Below are 18,168 nucleotides of genomic sequence, written 5' to 3'. Positions count from 1 at the left end.
CATGACTCAATTTGCTAATTACTCAAAACCCGAGCAAACAAATCTGGATGCCATTCTGAAATCAACAACCTACAAAATCGCCCATGAAGATCCAGAATTACTGAACAGCAGCGCCATGCGAGGTGTGAGAATGCTGCTTGAGATCACCAAACCAGATCTTCATCTGCAAACAGCCGGCATTGAATCAACCATCATTGTTTTTGGTGGAGCCAGAATTATCGATAGAGAAACTGCAACACAGCGACTCAAGGAAGCAGAACAACACCTGAGTAAGAATCCAGGATCTTCAAGCTTAAAAAGACAGGTGATTCATCATCAACAGTTAGTGGAGCTATCTCGTTTTTATGATTCAGCCCGTGAATTCGCCCGCTTAGCATCTCAGCATGGCCAAGGCAACAAAGAAAACGACCATGGATGCTCATCACACGTGATCGTGACCGGCGGTGGGCCAGGCATTATGGAAGCAGCAAACCGTGGTGCCTTTGAAGCCGGATGCCGATCGATCGGACTCAACATCTCCCTACCATTTGAACAACACCCAAACCCCTACATCACTCCAGACCTTTGCTTTAATTTCAATTATTTCTCTCTTCGAAAATTCCATTTTGTGATGCGCTCTATTGGAGCCATTCTCTTTCCAGGTGGATTTGGCACGCTGGATGAACTGTTTGAGCTACTCACCTTAAGACAAGTTGGTACAAAAGGAAGCATGCCAATTGTCCTCTTTGGCAAAGACTTCTGGAAGCGGCTTGTTGATTTTGAATACCTTGCTGAGACAGGCTTGATTTCAGGTGATGACTTGAAATTAATTCATTTTTCTGACACTCCAGAAGAGGCCTGGGACTACATACGAAGCCACACGGCATCAGCCAGACAATAAAAGCCCCGCCATTGCAGACGGGGTGAAGCGGGTGAGGCTTTATCGGGAGATGGATAGAGACAAACAGTGCCTTGCTCTTATCAATTCAAGCCAAGGCCTAACTTTGGTCTTCAAAGCACTCTCGCCACAGCTGGAATACGTCTGAGCTGTCCAGCAAGGCCGAACGAAACAATAGTCGTCACAACGGTTGCAGATATTGCAATAAGCCAAGGGTTGATTCCGATAAAACCAATTGCCATCAAAACCCCCACAAGAATCAATGAATGAATAACATAAGCTCCATAGCTATTAACCCCAGCGGTTGCCAACCATTGGCCAAAGCGATTTTCATTGCGCTGGAACCACAAGATTAGATAGGAGAGAATTCCCCATGCGATGAAGGGATGGAAGAATTTACGAAGAAAGACTAATCTTGCCGGCTTATCCACCAGGCCAGGATTGAATGACAGAGTGAGAGTAAGGCCAAGGAAACATAGGATTAAAAACATGGAAAAGCGGAACCACTTCACAACAAGATGAGTGTCGAGCCTCTCAAACCAGCGATGGAACGACGCCTTACATCCCGCAAAAAACAAGAATGCATATGTAAAAATGTGCATTCCTTGTGCACCCAGACCATTCAAAGGTGACTTCACTAAAGCAGACCAGAGTTCGGTTTGCGTTGTCATCACCACTTCAAGAGACCCTAGAACCACGGCGCTGATCAACCATGAACGCATCCTTGGCGTGGAAACAGATGTATCGACTGCATATTGATCTCCTCTCAGCGCCACCCAGGCACAATAGAGCAAATCAAAAGCAAACAGAACGACTAAAAACCACAACACAATTACGGTATTAAAAGGAAGATCACTCAATGGCAATTTCGCAAAAGGGCTGGCCGGCGAGAGCCTGCTGAGCAGAAGTAAGCTGTTGTTAATCAACAGCATGCCAACCAAGAAGGGAACACCAAGTCGAACGAGGCGATCTTTCAAATAGTGCACCACTCCCTTCTTATGCACTGAGCGAGGAACGAAATATCCAGAGATCAAAAACATCATCGGCATGATGAAAGAATTTATCGCATACATGTACCAGGTGAAAAATCCTTTGAAGAATAGACCAACAGATTCCTCAACCGGAATGCGAACTCCAAGCCAGCCAATACCCCCTCCAAAAGCTATTGGGACATGGAGTGCAATGACGAGAGCAACCACCACTGCCTTGATTTGATCCAGATAAAGCGAACGCTTCACAGTCATTGATTGGGGAACGGTTATAGATCTAGTTTCAGCAGGAATACCAGGTTATTGCTCCCCCATATGGGTGATACCTACCTGAGAAGTGAGTGAGTAATGAAGCCAATATGTGTCATTGAACGCTTTTGCATGGCAGTGCAACGCCCCTCGAATCCTCCGTCGCAGCTATGGCCTGCGAACAACAGCCAAATCCGGGGGTGTTTTTTTACCCAATTTCAGCAGTCCCATCCACCAGTTGAGGGATGCGGGCCTGCGGGGGCCCGGGTCAAACTTTCCGCATCAACAAACCATCAATGAAATATCTGCCACACCTCATGGCCATCCTGCTGGTCGGGAGTACTGCTGCTCACGCACGCGTAAAGGATCACTTCGAGCAAGCTGTTATGAAGTGCATATCAAATCCAAGTGAGATGAATTGCAAAATGGCGGCAGAGTCAGCCGATCAATATGCCTACAGGTTGAGAAATAGCGATAAGAAGTGTCTTACCGTCATCGCTGTTGTTGGTGCTACAGCAGTAACAGCACCATTTATGGGCAAACCCGAGCTGCTGATCGATGAATGGAACCGTTACCAAGAAGGATGCGGTTGAGGAATGTTGAAAGCAACCAGATCTCCATACCGGTTAAAAACTCATTCCCAGGTGCCAACCCAGCAACCTGGCTGCTCTTCGTGCGTCAGGAACGGGTAAAGCCAGACCAGCAACAGCTTCTCCACCACTGGCTCCCCAAGGTCTTTGCGCGCCCCCAGAAAAGATCATTCTCATGGACCAGCCTTCGAGGGATTGGGGCTTGGATCTAAACACCACCGGCGCAACCGTTCCATTTGTTGCAGGGACGTTCCCAGAACACACGCAGTTGCCCCCTGGGTGACTTGAAGATCAGTCCACCTTCCTCGGCGATGCGTTCGTAGCTCTTGCCCTGCTGGTCAGCAGCGAAGAAGTAAGCGACATTGTCGCGATAGACCCTGACGTTGCCTTGTCGTTGGCTGAAGCCGCATTCCTTCAGTTCAGTCGGTGAGAAACCTGTCTCCTGGGTAAAACACCAGACATCAGCAGTGTCGGCACGGGCTGGTGCAACCAGGGCGGTGATGGCGATGGCTGCAGCGGCCAGTGTTGTGCGAATCATCGTGTCCAAGCGCATGGGTGGGTGTACTTCCAATCAATCGCAGCATGGACACTGGCGACCAGGTCGCCCAGCAGCGAAAGGGCAATGGGGGTGTCTTTAGACATGGAACAAACGTGACTGCCTTGAGGGTTCCCCTAGGTGGGTAAGCAATAAAAAAACCCAGGAGGGAAGAGAGGTCTCCTGGGTTGGGGTTTTCGTCCACTGCCAGTTAAAGAGGATTGTTCAGATTTGTTCTGAGGCTCCGCTGAGAGTTTTGTTGGCTTCAGGCGCTTGCAGGCTCAGACCTTGTTTCCTTCGTCGTCCCAATACTCGATCCTGTTCACGTCCAGGTCTTCTTGCTTCAGCTTGGCGACGATCTCCTTTGCTCTTGCTCTTAGGTACAACTCGTCGGTCACCAAACTTTGATAAACGATCTCCTCCAGCGTCTCTTCAGGAGCTTCTGAGACGATCTGCTTCACATCGTCCTTGCTCAGCTTCACGTCAGTTCGGATGCTGACGGTCTGGTCGAAGTCGAACTCGATTTCGTTGATTACCGATTCCATTTGCTGGCTCTGTGTTGTGGTGAGAATCGCTGCTTGTCGTAGAAGGTAGCCCGCACCGGTTGATTGTTCTGCCTGACGGCAGTGAACCCAAAGCAGGGGGGATGGTGTCTTTGGAAGTTCCCGCCGCAGGAAACCGCCACCCAATGGAGCGGAGTCAATTCAGCGTTATCAGGATGGATTGCCCAGGCGCGTCACTCCCCTGCTGGATTAGCGCGTTGGTAGTAGCCCTGTCCTGCGGGATTGCGCTGCTGAGCCTCAACAGTCGAAGGCATCAGCCCATTCACCGCCAGAAAAGTGGTCGCGCCCATAAGGGCACCTGCCAGACCACCGACAAAACCAGCAGCAACAGTGCGATGTAGACCTTTCATCAATTCAATTCATCTGACGACAAGGTCGCCGAAATGGCATGGCAGCACCTACCCATTCGAGCCATTGTTTTGCCTGATGTCAGGAGCACCACCCACCACCCACCAGTTGAGGGAGATGTAGACCAAGTGTCGCGCCCAGTCTTCTTAAGCCGTACTACAACTACAGGATTAGCTATTGAAATTTCATAGTCAATTACTACCATTGAATTGAAAATCCTACACACAAAAAGTTTCAGCAAATGGAATGGTTTGAACATCTGCTGACCCATACAGCTGACGTATTACGCTTAATCCTTGAGTACCTCTCCGTTCTCTGTGTTGGCGTTGGCCTGATTGCAGTATTCAGTTCACGTGGACCACTTCGGAGCATCCTTCGGCGGCACCTCCCTCCTCATCTTTTACAGCGTGGACCATTGACAGCAGCCCGCTTGACGTTTGGTGGATGGCTTGCTTTGGCACTTGAGTTTCAACTTGGAGCTGATGTGGTGCAAACCACAATCAGCCGGGAAGCATCCGACTTGATTGCACTGGGTGCTGTGGCAGTAGTGCGAACGTTTTTGAATTATTTTCTTAGCCTTGAACTCCAAGAGAAAAAGCAAACCACATAAATGGAATAAATATCATCCAACTAAGGGGTAATTTAGACAGCCATATCCCTCAAATGGATAACCCAAAAACCCCACTATTGCTGAATGGCTGAAGTGTGAGAGGTTTTGTCGGGAGATGGATAGCGACAATCACAACTCCTCCTACTTTTCTATGGCGGGTTTTCTATAGCCTTAAGCCTGCTTCATAGACGCCCTCAGCAGGCTTAAGGCTTCCCAACAAAGCTGAATAGACATCAGCAATACATTTGCAAGTAAGAGCTATGACCTTGGTCCAGATGGCAGTGGTCCAGATGGCACCCGCAATGACGATGTCAATCATGATCATTGGTCTTGTTCTCTCTGAACCAACCCTCACAGATCCAGCTGGCATCCATCTCCCCCATTCGGGCAGTTGTTTTAACTGGTTTCAGGGCTTCTCCTCCCCAAATTGGTGAGGGGGCTTTTTAGTGCCCAAAGCACTGGTCAGTTGACCAGTACCTGATTCGAACAGCGCTGGTTCTTGGTCGAAGTCATCCTGTATTTGGAAGTTCCCAAAAGCTCGATCCAATGGTTATCAACAACCATAAGGCGCTATTGCGAGAACTGGTTCCTCTTCTCATCCAGAACAGCAAGCACAGCATTACTCGACTAGTGCTGCGCATTGTCACCAGCCTATTTTCAACATCAGGTGAGTTTGTTTCCTCCGAGCACCCAAAGCAGAAACAGGAGAGCAATCCAAGGGGTCATGAACGAACAATAAGTCTGGGCTAATACCAAGCCCAAAACTGCTCCAATTGCTGTTCTTAGTGGGTACTTGATCATCTAGACATGATGTTTGCGACAACACGCTTGTTGTTCATTAATCTTGCTTGCTACTTTTGGGCCAGGCTTTAACCACCAAAAGAGCAACCGCTATCCCAAGCGCAACATCGACAAATCTTGCAGCAGCTGTAAACCACACCACAGATTTGTCTGGATCGCTGACGACCACCGTTAAGGCTATGGCGCCAAATCGTAGTGAGCTTGGGTGCAGCCCTGCAGCACGACATAGCAAACCAAGCAAAGCGATAGCCAGACCGTAATTGATAAGGTTGTATGCCGTAAAACTAACTTGCAGCGCCGCCAGAAAAACGCCAATGAGAGTGCCTACAAGACGACGACGGGCTGTAGCAGCAGCGCCTTCAAAAGCATCTAAAGAACAAACGATTGCGGAGATCGGCGCCCAATAAGGGTCTGGCAAATGAAGAGCTTGAGCTAAGCCCATTGAGACGACTGCAGCGACCGCCGTTTGAATTGGGCTGCTGATAAAAGATTGCATGGATACCTAGCGCATTGATGGTGTGCACCATGGCAAGCCTGTTTTGAGCATCTTGTCCCACGCCTCGATGGCGTTGTGCCTGAGCATTCGCCTGCGGGTTTGCGGCACTGGTGGGCGTGGTGGACCCCAGCGATCGTGGCGCACCGCAAGCCACTGCGCATGCACCGTTGCTGAGTCGGCCTTGAACTGACAAAGCAGCTGTTGCTCAGGACTCACCAGCCAACCCTTACCGCCGGAAAAACCGGGCGGTGATGGTTGGTGGCGCGGTCCTTACTTGGCATCCGCTGAAGTCTGGCCAGCAGTGAACACTCATGTGAGAAGCAAGTTGGCTGGGCGATCAAAAACCGCGCCCGTCACGTTCCCTCATTTCCAGGCGGAGTTGCTGGTAGCGAAGCAAGGCCAGCTCCTCATCCAACTGAGGGAACAACAAACGAGCCTCTTCCAGGCTCGCGGGCTCCAATAGCCAGTCATCAGAGCGATCCGGGGCCACCTGCTCAGGATTGCGATCCCATAGCTGACTGCCTGGCATAACCCAGCCAAACCAGCGACGAAAGCGATCGAACAGTTCGAGTGGATGCATCTGTGGTGCGGTCCTTGTTCGGCATGGGGTGGAGTCTGTCTAAGACCCTCGGCACAATGATCTGGTGCGATGAAACCATTGATGTGGGCAGAGCACCTGACGATCGCGAGATGCTGCACCTGCCTGGCTGAGCACGATCTGAGCGCTGCCATCTCAACGATGGGCATGGGGCTCCACTGACTCCAGAGGGATCTAATCCTGGAATCCGTACGGGTGGAGGTAGAGCAATTAGACGCTGGAGCTGGTTTGCTCTAGCTTTTGCTCTATTTGGGTTGATCCACTCAGTGAAAACCTAGTGGAGCCAAGGAGATTCGAACTCCTGACCCCCTGCATGCCATGCAGGTGCTCTACCAGCTGAGCTATGGCCCCATTGCGACGTGGAAGCTTCGTGCGACCGGCGTCGTGTGAGAGCTTACACCGCGAAGGCCTCAGACCTGACGCCAAACAGCAACCAGGCGACCTTGCACCTCAACCTGCTCGGCAGGGAGCTCAATCGGTTGATAGGCAGGATTAGCTGCTTCGAGAACCACCGTCGCGCCCTGACGATAGAAGTGCTTCAGCGTGGTGCCGCTGCCGGCCACCAGAGCGCTAACAACCGTGCCGTTGCGCAGCCGCTGGGGATCCTGAACAGGCTCCATCAGCACCACATCACCATCAGCGATGTGGGAGTCGACCATCGAATCTCCATTCACCGTCAGTGCGAACAGACCACGGGTCTCCAGCACAGGCGCCAAGTCCAGGTGCTCTTGAACATCATCAAAGGCGGTGACCAGACCACCTGCAGCGACGGCCCCAAGAACCGGGATACCCGCTGCCCCCACCATGTCACCCAATAGCTGCAAGGTGCGTGCCTGGCCCTCCTGCCAGGTGATCCATCCTTTCTGCTGGAGATGACGCAACCGGCTTTGGATTGGAGCGGGCGAACGAAGCCCCATCGCCTGCATCATCTGGCGAATCGATGGACTATGGCGATGCGTGCCGATGTAGTCAGCCAGCCAGTCGTAAAGCTCTTGCTGAGCAGAGGTGAGAGGCTCCTGAAGGGCACGAGTCACCGCAGAAAAGGTTCGGGCAATACATTTGTACCGCTCCTCGCCCGGCTCCGCAACCGCTGACTCAGGTCAGACGAGCTTCCACACCGCAGGCTCTGGGATGCTCGGCGCCACGTTGAGATCTTGGGGTTCCTTGAAGACCACGCGCCATTCAGGAACACGGCAGGTGACGTAACCGGGATGTTCAATCACCAAACCCGGTTCATCGGTTTGGGTCGCCACCCAGCCCGACATCCAGTGCCCCTCCTCAGACAGGCCACCTTTGAACCAGACCCAACAACGTTCCTTGCGCATCACGAGGCTCTTCAGCGGTTCTTGTAGTTCTCAAGCTGTTGCGGGCACGCAGCCATCAGATAACCCATTAATTGCCCCGTGATCCGGGCCCGCTCCTGATCATTCGGTGCGGTAGGGATGTCCTCGTAGCGCATCGACGTGTCTCGCTCAAACAACGCTTTGAGCTCAGGGTCCGGCAACGCATAGAACGCATCCACGCCCATGGCGCAGATCTGCTCTCCTGTCCATCGGGCAATGGTGCTCTGCTGTTTTTTGCTGGTGGCTAGTACCGCTGAACCCGTACTGGCCGTAACCATCAACAGCAGCAAAAAACACCAGACCACCTTCACAGACCTCCCATCAACACCGCCAACAGAGCCTGTTGTGCATGCAGGCGGTTTTCCGCTTGATCGAAGATGCGGCTTGCCGTTCCCTCCATCACTTCGGCACTGATCTCCTCGCCGCGGTGGGCTGGCAAGCAGTGCAGAACGATCGCTTCTGAGGACGCCAGATCCATCAGGGATTGATCCACGCAGAAACCGGCAAAGGCCTGCTCACGCTGCATCTGCTCAGCTTCCTGGCCCATCGAGGCCCAGACGTCGGTGTAAACGGCTTGAGCACCGGCCACAGCCTCCCGGGGATCGGTCACCACATCAATCGATGCCCCATGCTGCGCCAGGGATCGTGCCTGCTCGAGAACGCCCGGCAGAGGTTCGAAGCCCTCTGGACAGCCAATCCGCACATTCACCCCCAGCAAGGCACCGCACAGCATCAGGGAATGGGCGACATTGTTGCCATCGCCTACATAAGCCAGGGTCTGCCCCGCAAGATCGCCATGGGCTTCCTGCATGGTGAGGAAGTCAGCCAAGGCTTGGCAGGGATGTTCCAGATCGGTCAAGGCATTGATCACCGGAACAGACGCCCAATGGGCGTAATCCACCAGCTCCTGCTGCGCGAAGGTTCGAATCGCCAGAACGTCGCAATACCTGCTGAGAACACGGGCCGTGTCCTCGAGGGGCTCCCCGCGGCCGAGCTGCGTCACAGAAGGATTGAGGTCAACCGTTTGACCACCGAGGCGGGCCATGGCCACCTGAAAACTGACGCGGGTTCGGGTGGACGCCTTGCTGAAGATCAGCCCCAGCACACGGTTGCCGAGATCGATCCGACGATCACCGCTCTTCAGTTGTGCAGCCAAATCCAGCAACGCCGCTGTTTCATTGGCGGAGAAGTCCGCCGATGACAGGAAATCACGGCCGCAAAGCGGAGAGAGGACAGCAGCAACACCCGCAGGAGCGGTAGCCATCGCAACGGTTCAAAGGACAGTTATCGGGGATGAGGCCCGCTGCCGTCAAGCGGTCACGCCTGAAGGCAGCACACTCGCCTCGAGCATGTGCTTGAGATCATCACCCTCGATGACCTCTTTTTCAAGGATCTTCTGGGCGATCGTCTCGAGCAACGCCATGTTCTCCCGAAGGATCGCCAGGGCATCGTCATGGGCCTGGTCCACGAGCCCGCGAACCTCCTTATCGATGGCCTGAGCAGTGGCGTCGCTCACGGAACGCCTCGGGTTGTTGCCACCCCCCAGGAAACGACCACCACCCTGCTTGTCGTAGGCAAGCGGCCCAAGGGTGTCGCTCATGCCGTAGGTGCCCACCATCTGCTCCGCCAGATCGGTGGCCCGCTGCAGGTCATTCGCAGCCCCTGTGGTGATCTTGCCGAACACAATCTCCTCCGCGGAGCGACCGCCCAGCAGCGTTGCAATCTGACCCTGCAGTTCCTCCTTGGAATTGAGGAAACGCTCCTCTGTGGGCAGCTGCAACGTGTAACCGAGGGCACTCATGCCGCGCGGAACGATCGAGATCTTGGCAACTTTGCTGCCGCCTGGCATGAGGTGACCCACGATCGCGTGGCCCACTTCGTGATACGCGACCACCTTCTTCTCGTCGTCCTGCAACACCCGGCTCTTTTTCTCCAATCCAGCCACCACCCGTTCGATCGCCTCTCCCAGGTCTTGCTGCTCGACGCTGGTGCGCATCGCGCGAGCCGCCAGCAAGGCAGCTTCGTTCACCAGGTTGGCGAGATCAGCTCCAGCAAAACCACTAGTGGCCTGGGCAACGCTGTCGAGGTCAACCCCCGGTGCCAACTTCACCTTCTTGGCATAGATCTCGAGGATGGTTTTCCGGCCCGAGAGATCCGGACGGTCGACCAACACCTGACGGTCGAAACGACCGGGGCGCAGCAGCGCAGCATCCAGCACCTCAGGTTGGTTGGTGGCCGCGAGAACAATCACTGGCTTGTCCTGAGCGGTGAAACCATCCATCTCGGTGAGCAGCTGGTTGAGGGTCTGCTCCCGTTCGTCATTGCCTCCGACGACACCCATCGAGCCCGATCGGCTCTTGCCGATGGCATCGAGTTCGTCGATAAAGATGATGCAAGGTGCCTTCTTCTTCGCTTCTTCAAACAGGTCGCGAACGCGGGCGGCACCGGCACCAACGAAGAGCTCCACGAACTCCGAACCGGAGATGATGAAGAACGGCACCTCCGCTTCGCCAGCGACGGCCTTGGACAGGAGGGTCTTGCCAGTGCCAGGGGGGCCGACGAGCAACACGCCTTTTGGAATACGTGCCCCGATCTCCGCATAGCGCTCGGGCCGCTTAAGGAAATCGACAATCTCCGCGAGTTCCTGCTTGGCCTCATCAACACCCGCCACATCAGCGAAGGTGATCCGCGACTCCTCATCGGGCACGTACACCTTGGCTTTGCTCTTGGTGAAGCTCAAAGCTCCCTGCGCTCCACCACCCATCGAACGGCGGGCGAAGAACTGAAGCACCAGGATGAAGATCAAGGGGGGCACCACCCAGCTCAGAATGGTGGTGAAGATGTTGGGCTTCTTCGGGGGTGCTGCAGCGAATTCAACGCCCTTGGTCTCCAGGCGCTGGGGCAGATCCATGTCGAAGATCGGCGTGGTGGCCAGCACCGGAGGCGTGCCCTCTTCGGGATCACTCAGCTCGTAACGGATCTGGTCCTGAGTGATGAACGCCCGCTTCACCGCACCGTCATTGACCTGGTCAATAAACAGCGAGTAAGGCACTCGAGGCACCTGCTGCATGCCATTGCTGGGAATGAAGCTGCTGACCAACAGCAGCACCCCGAAGCCAATCAGCACCAGATTGATGATCCCGAAGCGACGGTTCGGCTGGTTGTCGTCCTGGCGGATCGGCATGGATGGCCTGAAGTTCCCGCCACGCTACGAGGGATCTCTTGCAATCAATGGGTGTGAGAACCGAACGGCACCTAGGTTCTGGCCATGTGCGGCCGCTATTGCCTCGAAACGCCTCGCGCTGAACTGCAGCGGGTGCTGAACAGCTGGATTCGGCCGGACGACAGCGCATGGCTGGCCCACTACGCCCCCCGCGACTTGATCCGACCCCAGGAGCCGGTGCTTGCCGTGCGGCGTGAGCATGGCGAAGACCACCTCTCCCACATGCTTTGGGGTCTGCTGCCGGGCTGGGTCAAGGACCCGCTTCAGGCTCCACGACCGATTAATGCCCGCGCGGAAACCATTACGGAAAAAGCCTCATTCCGCGGTCCATGGCGTCATCACCGCTGCCTTCTTCCCAGCACGGGTTTTTTTGAGAAGGGACATCTGATCCGTCGCAAAGACCGGCAGCTGTTCTGGCTAGCCGGCATCTGGGATAGATGGATTGGGCCCGATGGCAGTGAAGTGGAGACCTGCTGCGTGATCACGACACGACCGAACAGCATGGTGAAGCCGTTGCACGATCGAATGCCGGTGATCATTCCCGACGGGTTGGAAAGCATCTGGCTCGAACCTGGAGATGGGGCCCACCGTCGCGCCCTCGAGCCGATGCTCACGCCATCGCCACCCGACCCATGGGAATGCCGAACGCTGAAGCCAGCATCCAGCAAGAACAACCACCAGCAACTGTCCCTTCTGGAGTGAACAGCGCTTGACAGCCGTCGCTTGTTGCCGACCCTGGGGGGCAGCCGCAGTTGCCAACGTGCTGGTGGGACTGGTTCAGCGAATCCTGCTGCGCGATGGCACACAGCTGAAACTGCTGCTGCTCTGCACCCTGATCGCCACCGTTGGCTTCGCCTTTCCTCGCTTGGACTGGGCGACTTATATCGGCTACACCCTGATTGCCTTATTGCTTACGCAGGTCATGGTGGGGAGCAGCAACGCTCCGGATTGGAGTGATGCTCTGTATCGCGGTCTGGGACTGTTCGCAGTTGCCACGATGTGGCTCTGGCTCCTCACACCCCTGGAGCTGATCTACAGCGGCATGCCGCTGGCCCTGAGCTGGAGCGTGCTGGTGGGCTGGAGCGTGATCCGCCTGGTGACACGCCTCGCCAGCACAAAACGCGTTACCGAAGCGCTGCTGATGGGGGCCACCGCGGGGTATCTGCACATCGGCCTCACCGCAGGGCTTGTGATGAGTGCCCTGGAGACCATCCAACCCGGCAGCTTCGAACCCCTGGACCTGACCAATTTCAGCGATACCAGCGTTCTGGCCAGCGCCCGCATCTTTTCAGCGATCAACTACTTCGCCTTCGTCTGCCTCACCACCGTCGGTTTCGGAGACATCAGTCCGGTGCTGCCCCTCGCTCGAATGGTGAGTGTGGCCACGAGCGTCGCCGGACCGCTCTACCTCGCTGCCGTGATGGGCGTGCTGATCGGCCGCTATGCCAGCAGCCTCGAGCGTCAATCCAGAGACCAGTGAGCACCAGCAAAAATGCAGTCATAGAGCTAGTTCTAAAGAACTGAGCGTGACGCTTTCCTGGCTTCCAAGGCGTCCAAAGTTGATGGGTATATTCCTTGAATAATTCGATCTTGATACCGGCACATTCAAGCCTTTCAAGCGGGTCATCGCCCCAAATCCAATTACCAGGCATTGACGTCCTCAAGCTGATCCCATCATCGGTAAGGAGCTTGTCGAGAATCTCCGCCTCATGTTTCGTCAGAATGACCACTAGTAGATGGCGACGCAGAAACTCGGCTATCTCCCTGGCAGATGCGTGCAGTGATGCCATTTCTAATGCTTTTTCCTTAATGCGTACTGCAGGCACAACATGTTCTCGGTAATGATCACGCGCAGGTGCTTTCATCGCCTCAAATGACCTTCCAATGGTCACCAAGTGGTCTACAGAATCAAATCCAAATGCTTTTCTAAAAGAACTTCCGAACGGCCATTCCAATCCGTTTTCCGCTGCGTACGAGATAATCTGAGCAACATCATTGAAATAAGAGTCCTTGCTGTCGTTTCCGAATTCATGCGTCCAGTACCTATTGTCATCTAGAGAATTATCCAGATCTTCTTCATCAAGTAAGTCGCAGAGGCGTCTGATCAAGAGGTTCATACGAGCCAGGCTGTCATCCAGATAGATCCGTGTGTAGTGATTACCTGTTGTCAGTTCAGCACAAGACATGTCTTTAGAGGCTTCCCGAAAGATTGAAATAACTAAGGGAGATTTATTGGATGAATCTTTTTCTACTCTGTAGGTCATGTGGTATCGATTTGCTTCCGCATCAAAACCTGCGTAAAGCTTGTCTTTGCTAGAACTTAGGAGGCATGTAATAGATGATTTATTCAGCTTTGCAAATGCGCCTGGTGTTCGGCGAATACTTATAAGCAGATCCTGGAGGATATCTTCTTTAAGAGATTCTTCTGAATCGCGCTCGGCGGGGGAGTAAGAGACGACTCGAAGCGATCCCCCTTTGCCGCGACCCTTTGTAGCTAGTCCAAGCCCTATCAGCTGCTCTTTGATCTCTTCATATTCATCGCGTGAAACGTCCTTTTCTAGAGCATTACATAGAGCTGTATGTGCTCTTGCATTACTCAAGACACCACCTTCTTCTTTCAGACAGTTCAGCAGATGCTCACGAGCTTTCATAGGTGTACAACAAGCTTTGATCTATATCGATACTGACTTTGATAGCCCCCAAAATTGAACCCCCTATTGAGTGAACTTGAACTCTGCTTCCATCCCCCATTCGAGGGAGCCAGTAAAGAAATAAAAAAACCCGCCATTGCTGACGGGGTGAATGTTCTGTCGGGAGATGGATAGCGACAATCACAACGCCCCCTGCTTTTCCCTTGCGGGTCTTGTATAGCTCTCAGCCACTCTGCGGTGGCATCAGGCTTCCCGACAATGAGTCACGTTCATTCGTTGACTGTTGCATAAGCAATGCATTTTGGAGTTGCAGCTTGGACAGGCACGCCGTGCATATATCCCTGCACAAGGCATCCACACATTTTTTTTGCAAAATAAAGATTTCGATGGGAAAACTCTGCCCTGCAATTGCGATACATTGCCAGTTGCTGCGCCTTCGAAAGCTCAGCGGAGTCTGCAGGCGGCGTCACAAATCCACAAAGAATTGCCAGCAACGCTATCGAAGAAGATGCTTTATGCATTTAGAAACACCCCTGTCTTTGGGCTTGTTTTACATAAGACTGGGCGCGCACATAATATTTCGACTGCTGATCAAAATCGCCTCTTGCATATGCTCGTTGAAACTGAGCGGTGGATTGTTCGGCAAGATCTGCTAATCGGTCGCAGGAAGCTGCGTGCACTGCAGGAGTATTGACCATAAATACTCCACCGATAAGAACAGAAGAAGCGAAAGTGATTGCGTTGAAGAGTTTCATTTGAGTTTTGGTGTTGTGGAGGTCATCCCTCCTGGACCTCTTCACCATCTCCGTTCCAGCTGAAAATCACTTCCCCCATTCGAGGGATTTATTCAGCGGGGTTCATCCCCCATCTGGTTAAAGACTCACCCCCAGGTGCCAACCCGTCAGCCTGTCCTGCTCTTCCACCGTCAGGAACGAATAAAGCCAGTCCAGTAGTAGTTCCACACGAAGTGGGAAGTACGAACTTGTTCTTATTTGCACAATCAAAAAAGACCTCAACATTCCTCTCATCAAGATTCGAGATCAAAAACTATCAAATCAGCCAAAAGGGCCAACAAAACAGCCTCTAACTTTTTATGGTCTGGATGAACCAAATAACGATCACGAGCCAACAAATCAGAAAATGTCACCACAACGGCGTGCGTGAAATTCTTGTTCAACTTTTCAGGATTTTGGTTGGCTCCATACTCGATTGACTCGATTCCATCAATTGTTGACTTCAGATCAACAAACTGATGGAACATTGCATCGATTCGATCTTGGCCAGCATTTTGATTGAACTGTAGCAACAAGAGATGTCTAATCATTCATCAATGCATGACGTCATGAGTTCACTATAGTTCGAGAAAGGATGGTCAGGACTCACTTTTGCCTGATGTCTCACATCCCTCGCAGAAATTCTGCGTGTGTCATCAGCGATCTGTTGACGGTTTCATTTTTGTGTCGACACTATCGATGGTGTTCGTCTTCTCAGCAGTTTCCTTCAACCGCTATGGCTTGTGCCAGTGTTCTACCAATGCTGTTCTCTGTGCCCCGCTTTCGCCGAGTAAGGGGCTGCTCAATTCATCCAACGGCAAGACAAGTTGGATGGATAAAACTCAAACGTTGTTGTTTTATACCATAATGCGGCATTTGTTTTGCAAACATAAACACCCCTCGGATCAGTAGCCCTAACCCAACCATTTGTACAGATAAATCTTTTTTTGGTTATTGTGTTTCCAATCCCGTAATACTCGGTTACGTCTTGATCTTGACATTTGTTGAAACCCCAGAACTCTCTTTTGGCCCCATCATTCCACTTTTGCGTATTAATCATTTTAATAAACGCGTCTTGGGCGACTTTCTGGACCACAGGGTGATCCGGAGTTAATTCTCCACTCTCTAGTAAGGCTTTGGGATCTGCTTGCGAAGGTGATGACATAGCAGAAGAGATATTCCCGCAAATAAGTACTGAAGAAGCAATCCCGGCTATCAAGCAATTATTCATCTTTCTGCCCAGTAGAAAAAGAATTTATTAGACGACCCTAAAGCCGCTTTCGCCGATTGTGTAGGGCAGTAGACCCTTCGCTGGTTGAGACAAAGACATGAATACCAACTCAATACCAACCGTCTCTACTCGGTAGTAAAGTCAGCAGTAGCAAGGAGTTTGGGAGTTAGTATTAGCATTGTGCCACTTCATCGAGGAAGGCCGCCCTTCCCGATGGAAAGACGGCCTAGCTCGCTCGTTTATGCATTGCAGTCGACCTAATCAGTGAAGCTGTATCCGTGCAGCGAAATGCTTTATCGAAGAACAGTGAACTGAAAGAAGAAGGTCGAAGCGTCTGGCTTGTGGCAACCCTGGGGCCATTTGGACCATGTGTGAAGCGGGACTCCTACAGGGCACCTAGACGGACGGTGCAGAGGAGTGTCGACTGATCAGACGCACATCAGTGTCGTCACAGACGAGGCGCTCACGTTTGGGTTGAAAAGTTGGAGCAGGGGCCAGAAAGTCAGGCTGCTTCTGCGATTTGCTCAGGTGGAGTGTCGGCCGTCATGGGCTCCTCCGATCTCGATGCACACACTCTCGGCAGCCGTGGAGCGCCCTGCAATCAGCTGTCGTGCTCATTGCCTTCTGGCGCGAATCGGCCGATTGTGGGACCGGCGTGCTGACTGCTGGCTGTGTTTCGTCTCAGTGCAGCGGAAAAGCGTTTCGCCCTGACTTCGTTCGCCGTGAAGGTGGCGATCTTCTGGCTTGCTCAGTTGGTGGTCTGCGTGCTGGATCCACGGCGGCTGGTGTGCGGTGTCGTGGAGAAGGGTTTTTTGCCCTGCCTCATCAGCTTTGCGGTGATGGATTTCCTAGTGATCCCTCGACTACGGCGCCGTTGGGACCGCTAGCCCCGTTGCCAGACCCACAACCACCTAGCTAGTACATAAGTACTTGCATAGGCAGTCATGCGCGAGGGCTGGCTCATTGACCGAGACGGGTTCTGGATCTGCCGGTTTCACCGTGATGAGAAGGCTTGGATCCGCGATCCACGGGTGTTCGTTGATCACGGCCGGGAGATGCCCAACGGTGAGCCTGCCCTGCTCAAGCGGCGGGAATACCTGCGCCGCGATGCTGCAGAGCAACGCTGGAAAGAGCTGCTGCGGCTGGGTTGGTCAACCACTGACCCTGCTTGGGGTGCTGAGGTTGAGCCCTGACTCCAGACATGAATAAACCCTGCCAACTTCTAACGCTTGGCCCCGGGTCAGATTGATCACGCATGTGACCGTGGAGCCACGCTGAACTGACTCCCCAGCGAAGCTTTTGGCAAGGGAGTCAGTGGGTTGCTCAGCGTCCAATGGGGCCGTCCATTGGATGGAGGGGAAACTCCGATAACACCATGGCGATGGCGTGAGGTCAGCGCAGTTGAAATTGAGTTATCAGTGCCGACCAAATGAGATTCAGCGGTGAACCAGGAACGCCAGGAAGTAGCCGATCAGCAGACCTTTGCCAAAGGTGATCCAGAGCATTTGGTATTTGCTCAGACCAAACCGCTGCCTTATCCGCTTGATGTAGGTCTTGTGCCAAAGCAGGACCGAGCTGGTCTGCTTCGCCTTCTTGGATTTCTTGCCCATATATCCATCTTGCCCTCAACCAGCCTCAGGAGCCCAACCCACTTCCTTCTGCCAGGTGGTTGCCCAGAGCTTGCACCGCTTCTTTAAGTGCTCACCCTGTTGGAGCTGCTATCAAATGACGTACTGGGCTTTATGCCGATGCGACTTGCTGCGCTTCTTTGGCTGGTGTTGTTGGGCCCAGGAGTTGTGTATGCCCATGACTCCCACAAGGCACGAGCCTCGGATAAGTCACAAGAGGTCGCGACTGCCAAGGCAATGAGCCGTTTACCTGAAGGAGCGACGGTGACTGACACCTCCTGCAAGAAGCTCAACTACGTGTTCCAAACACGCTGGCGGTGCACAATCACGTATAGCGATTAGCCAGCTTCGGGAGCCCACCCGATCTCCTTCTGCCAGGTGGTTGCCGTTCACTGCTCAAGCACTAAAAAACCCCGCCATTACTGACGGGGTTTTTATATATCCACCGCTCAGGCCAGCCTGTAGTCAGTCACCTCACTTGATTTCATTTGGTCGGCACCAACAACTCAATTTCAACTGCACTGGCTTTGCATCAACGCCATGGTGTTATCGGAGTTTCCCCTCCATCCAATGGTCCCTGCATGACTATTGGGCGCTGAGTGTCAGCGTTTAATCCGTCGCCGACACAGCAAGCAACGGCCTGACTCCTTGCAACGAAGGCGG

Annotated in this window: 24 protein-coding genes and 1 tRNA gene; 7 read left to right on the top strand and 18 right to left on the bottom strand. The window is 53.3% G+C overall.

Annotation, left to right across the window (positions count from 1 at the left end; translation table 11 throughout):
* The first annotated feature begins 1 nt into the window (after position 1).
* Positions 2–880, top strand: coding sequence for an LOG family protein (locus NCN06_RS07880; protein ID WP_226397794.1), 879 nt, complete (start codon positions 2–4; stop codon positions 878–880).
* A gap of 110 nt (positions 881–990) precedes the next feature.
* Here NCN06_RS07880 and NCN06_RS07875 read toward each other — a convergent pair whose 3' ends face one another.
* On the bottom strand, positions 991–2,121 hold the full coding sequence (locus NCN06_RS07875) for an acyltransferase family protein (RefSeq protein WP_226397795.1): 1,131 nt from the start codon (positions 2,119–2,121) through the stop codon (positions 991–993).
* Between the two features lie 311 nt (positions 2,122–2,432).
* Here NCN06_RS07875 and NCN06_RS07870 point away from each other — a divergent pair, with 311 nt between their 5' ends.
* Positions 2,433–2,708 carry a hypothetical protein gene (locus tag NCN06_RS07870; protein ID WP_226397796.1) on the top strand — a complete coding sequence of 92 codons (276 nt, stop codon included), beginning with the start codon at positions 2,433–2,435 and terminating at the stop codon, positions 2,706–2,708.
* 205 nt (positions 2,709–2,913) lie between these two features.
* On the opposite strand, the gene NCN06_RS07865 is transcribed toward NCN06_RS07870, so the two are convergent.
* The 3 genes from NCN06_RS07865 to NCN06_RS07855 form a co-directional block, all read right to left on the bottom strand.
* Positions 2,914–3,258 carry a hypothetical protein gene (locus NCN06_RS07865; protein WP_250398831.1) on the bottom strand — a complete coding sequence of 115 codons (345 nt, stop codon included), beginning with the start codon at positions 3,256–3,258 and terminating at the stop codon, positions 2,914–2,916.
* A gap of 263 nt (positions 3,259–3,521) precedes the next feature.
* Positions 3,522–3,929, bottom strand: coding sequence for a hypothetical protein (locus NCN06_RS07860; protein WP_226397798.1), 408 nt, complete (start codon positions 3,927–3,929; stop codon positions 3,522–3,524).
* 47 nt (positions 3,930–3,976) lie between these two features.
* Positions 3,977–4,153: a hypothetical protein gene (locus NCN06_RS07855; protein WP_226397799.1), complete on the bottom strand. Its 177-nt coding sequence runs from the start codon at positions 4,151–4,153 to the stop codon at positions 3,977–3,979.
* 239 nt (positions 4,154–4,392) lie between these two features.
* Here NCN06_RS07855 and NCN06_RS07850 point away from each other — a divergent pair, with 239 nt between their 5' ends.
* Entirely contained in the window at positions 4,393–4,761 is a 369-nt protein-coding gene (locus NCN06_RS07850; protein ID WP_115093588.1) for a DUF1622 domain-containing protein, read from the top strand.
* Positions 4,762–5,599: 838 nt separating this feature from the next.
* Here NCN06_RS07850 and NCN06_RS07845 read toward each other — a convergent pair.
* From NCN06_RS07845 to ftsH, 9 genes are all read right to left on the bottom strand, one after another.
* Positions 5,600–6,058 (bottom strand): FUSC family protein, encoded by a 459-nt coding sequence (locus tag NCN06_RS07845; RefSeq protein ID WP_226397800.1) that lies wholly within the window; start codon positions 6,056–6,058, stop codon positions 5,600–5,602.
* 6 nt (positions 6,059–6,064) lie between these two features.
* Complete coding sequence (locus NCN06_RS07840) at positions 6,065–6,223, bottom strand: DUF1651 domain-containing protein (protein WP_250398855.1); 159 nt, start codon at positions 6,221–6,223, stop codon at positions 6,065–6,067.
* Between the two features lie 172 nt (positions 6,224–6,395).
* Positions 6,396–6,638 carry a hypothetical protein gene (locus NCN06_RS07835; RefSeq protein WP_226397802.1) on the bottom strand — a complete coding sequence of 81 codons (243 nt, stop codon included), beginning with the start codon at positions 6,636–6,638 and terminating at the stop codon, positions 6,396–6,398.
* A 296-nt stretch (positions 6,639–6,934) separates the two neighbouring features.
* Positions 6,935–7,007: transfer RNA gene (locus tag NCN06_RS07830), tRNA-Ala, on the bottom strand.
* A gap of 59 nt (positions 7,008–7,066) precedes the next feature.
* Entirely contained in the window at positions 7,067–7,690 is a 624-nt protein-coding gene (gene lexA / locus NCN06_RS07825) for a transcriptional repressor LexA (protein ID WP_226397803.1), read from the bottom strand.
* Positions 7,691–7,756: 66 nt separating this feature from the next.
* A complete protein-coding gene (locus NCN06_RS07820; protein WP_226397804.1) occupies positions 7,757–7,981 on the bottom strand; it encodes a hypothetical protein in 225 nt (74 codons plus the stop codon).
* An 11-nt stretch (positions 7,982–7,992) separates the two neighbouring features.
* Positions 7,993–8,304: a hypothetical protein gene (locus tag NCN06_RS07815; RefSeq protein WP_250398830.1), complete on the bottom strand. Its 312-nt coding sequence runs from the start codon at positions 8,302–8,304 to the stop codon at positions 7,993–7,995.
* Between the two features lie 2 nt (positions 8,305–8,306).
* Positions 8,307–9,263, bottom strand: coding sequence for an ornithine carbamoyltransferase (gene argF, locus NCN06_RS07810; protein ID WP_226397806.1), 957 nt, complete (start codon positions 9,261–9,263; stop codon positions 8,307–8,309).
* A 45-nt stretch (positions 9,264–9,308) separates the two neighbouring features.
* Positions 9,309–11,183: an ATP-dependent zinc metalloprotease FtsH gene (ftsH, locus tag NCN06_RS07805; RefSeq protein ID WP_250398829.1), complete on the bottom strand. Its 1,875-nt coding sequence runs from the start codon at positions 11,181–11,183 to the stop codon at positions 9,309–9,311.
* Positions 11,184–11,267: 84 nt separating this feature from the next.
* Between ftsH and NCN06_RS07800 the strand changes: the two genes are divergently transcribed.
* On the top strand, positions 11,268–11,924 hold the full coding sequence (locus NCN06_RS07800; RefSeq protein WP_250398828.1) for an SOS response-associated peptidase: 657 nt from the start codon (positions 11,268–11,270) through the stop codon (positions 11,922–11,924).
* Positions 11,925–12,006: 82 nt separating this feature from the next.
* A complete protein-coding gene (locus NCN06_RS07795) occupies positions 12,007–12,702 on the top strand; it encodes a potassium channel family protein (protein WP_370629801.1) in 696 nt (231 codons plus the stop codon).
* 1,440 nt (positions 12,703–14,142) lie between these two features.
* Here NCN06_RS07795 and NCN06_RS07790 read toward each other — a convergent pair.
* From NCN06_RS07790 to NCN06_RS07775, 4 genes are all read right to left on the bottom strand, one after another.
* Entirely contained in the window at positions 14,143–14,394 is a 252-nt protein-coding gene (locus NCN06_RS07790) for a hypothetical protein (RefSeq protein WP_250398827.1), read from the bottom strand.
* Positions 14,395–14,628: a hypothetical protein gene (locus tag NCN06_RS07785; RefSeq protein WP_250398826.1), complete on the bottom strand. Its 234-nt coding sequence runs from the start codon at positions 14,626–14,628 to the stop codon at positions 14,395–14,397.
* Positions 14,629–14,900: 272 nt separating this feature from the next.
* Complete coding sequence (locus NCN06_RS07780; protein ID WP_250398825.1) at positions 14,901–15,197, bottom strand: Dabb family protein; 297 nt, start codon at positions 15,195–15,197, stop codon at positions 14,901–14,903.
* A 251-nt stretch (positions 15,198–15,448) separates the two neighbouring features.
* Complete coding sequence (locus tag NCN06_RS07775; RefSeq protein ID WP_250398824.1) at positions 15,449–15,877, bottom strand: hypothetical protein; 429 nt, start codon at positions 15,875–15,877, stop codon at positions 15,449–15,451.
* 671 nt (positions 15,878–16,548) lie between these two features.
* Between NCN06_RS07775 and NCN06_RS07770 the strand changes: the two genes are divergently transcribed.
* Both NCN06_RS07770 and NCN06_RS07765 read left to right on the top strand, forming a co-directional pair.
* Complete coding sequence (locus NCN06_RS07770) at positions 16,549–16,764, top strand: hypothetical protein (RefSeq protein WP_226397812.1); 216 nt, start codon at positions 16,549–16,551, stop codon at positions 16,762–16,764.
* Positions 16,765–16,821: 57 nt separating this feature from the next.
* Complete coding sequence (locus NCN06_RS07765; RefSeq protein WP_226397813.1) at positions 16,822–17,070, top strand: DUF1651 domain-containing protein; 249 nt, start codon at positions 16,822–16,824, stop codon at positions 17,068–17,070.
* A gap of 243 nt (positions 17,071–17,313) precedes the next feature.
* On the opposite strand, the gene NCN06_RS07760 is transcribed toward NCN06_RS07765, so the two are convergent.
* A complete protein-coding gene (locus NCN06_RS07760; protein ID WP_226397814.1) occupies positions 17,314–17,487 on the bottom strand; it encodes a hypothetical protein in 174 nt (57 codons plus the stop codon).
* Positions 17,488–18,168: the final 681 nt, after the last annotated feature.

The sequence above is a fragment of the Synechococcus sp. MU1648 genome (assembly GCF_023630615.1).
GTDB lineage: Bacteria > Cyanobacteriota > Cyanobacteriia > PCC-6307 > Cyanobiaceae > Parasynechococcus.
The sequence above is the reverse complement of the archived record's forward strand: the minus strand, read 5'-3'. Positions and strand labels throughout refer to the sequence as shown.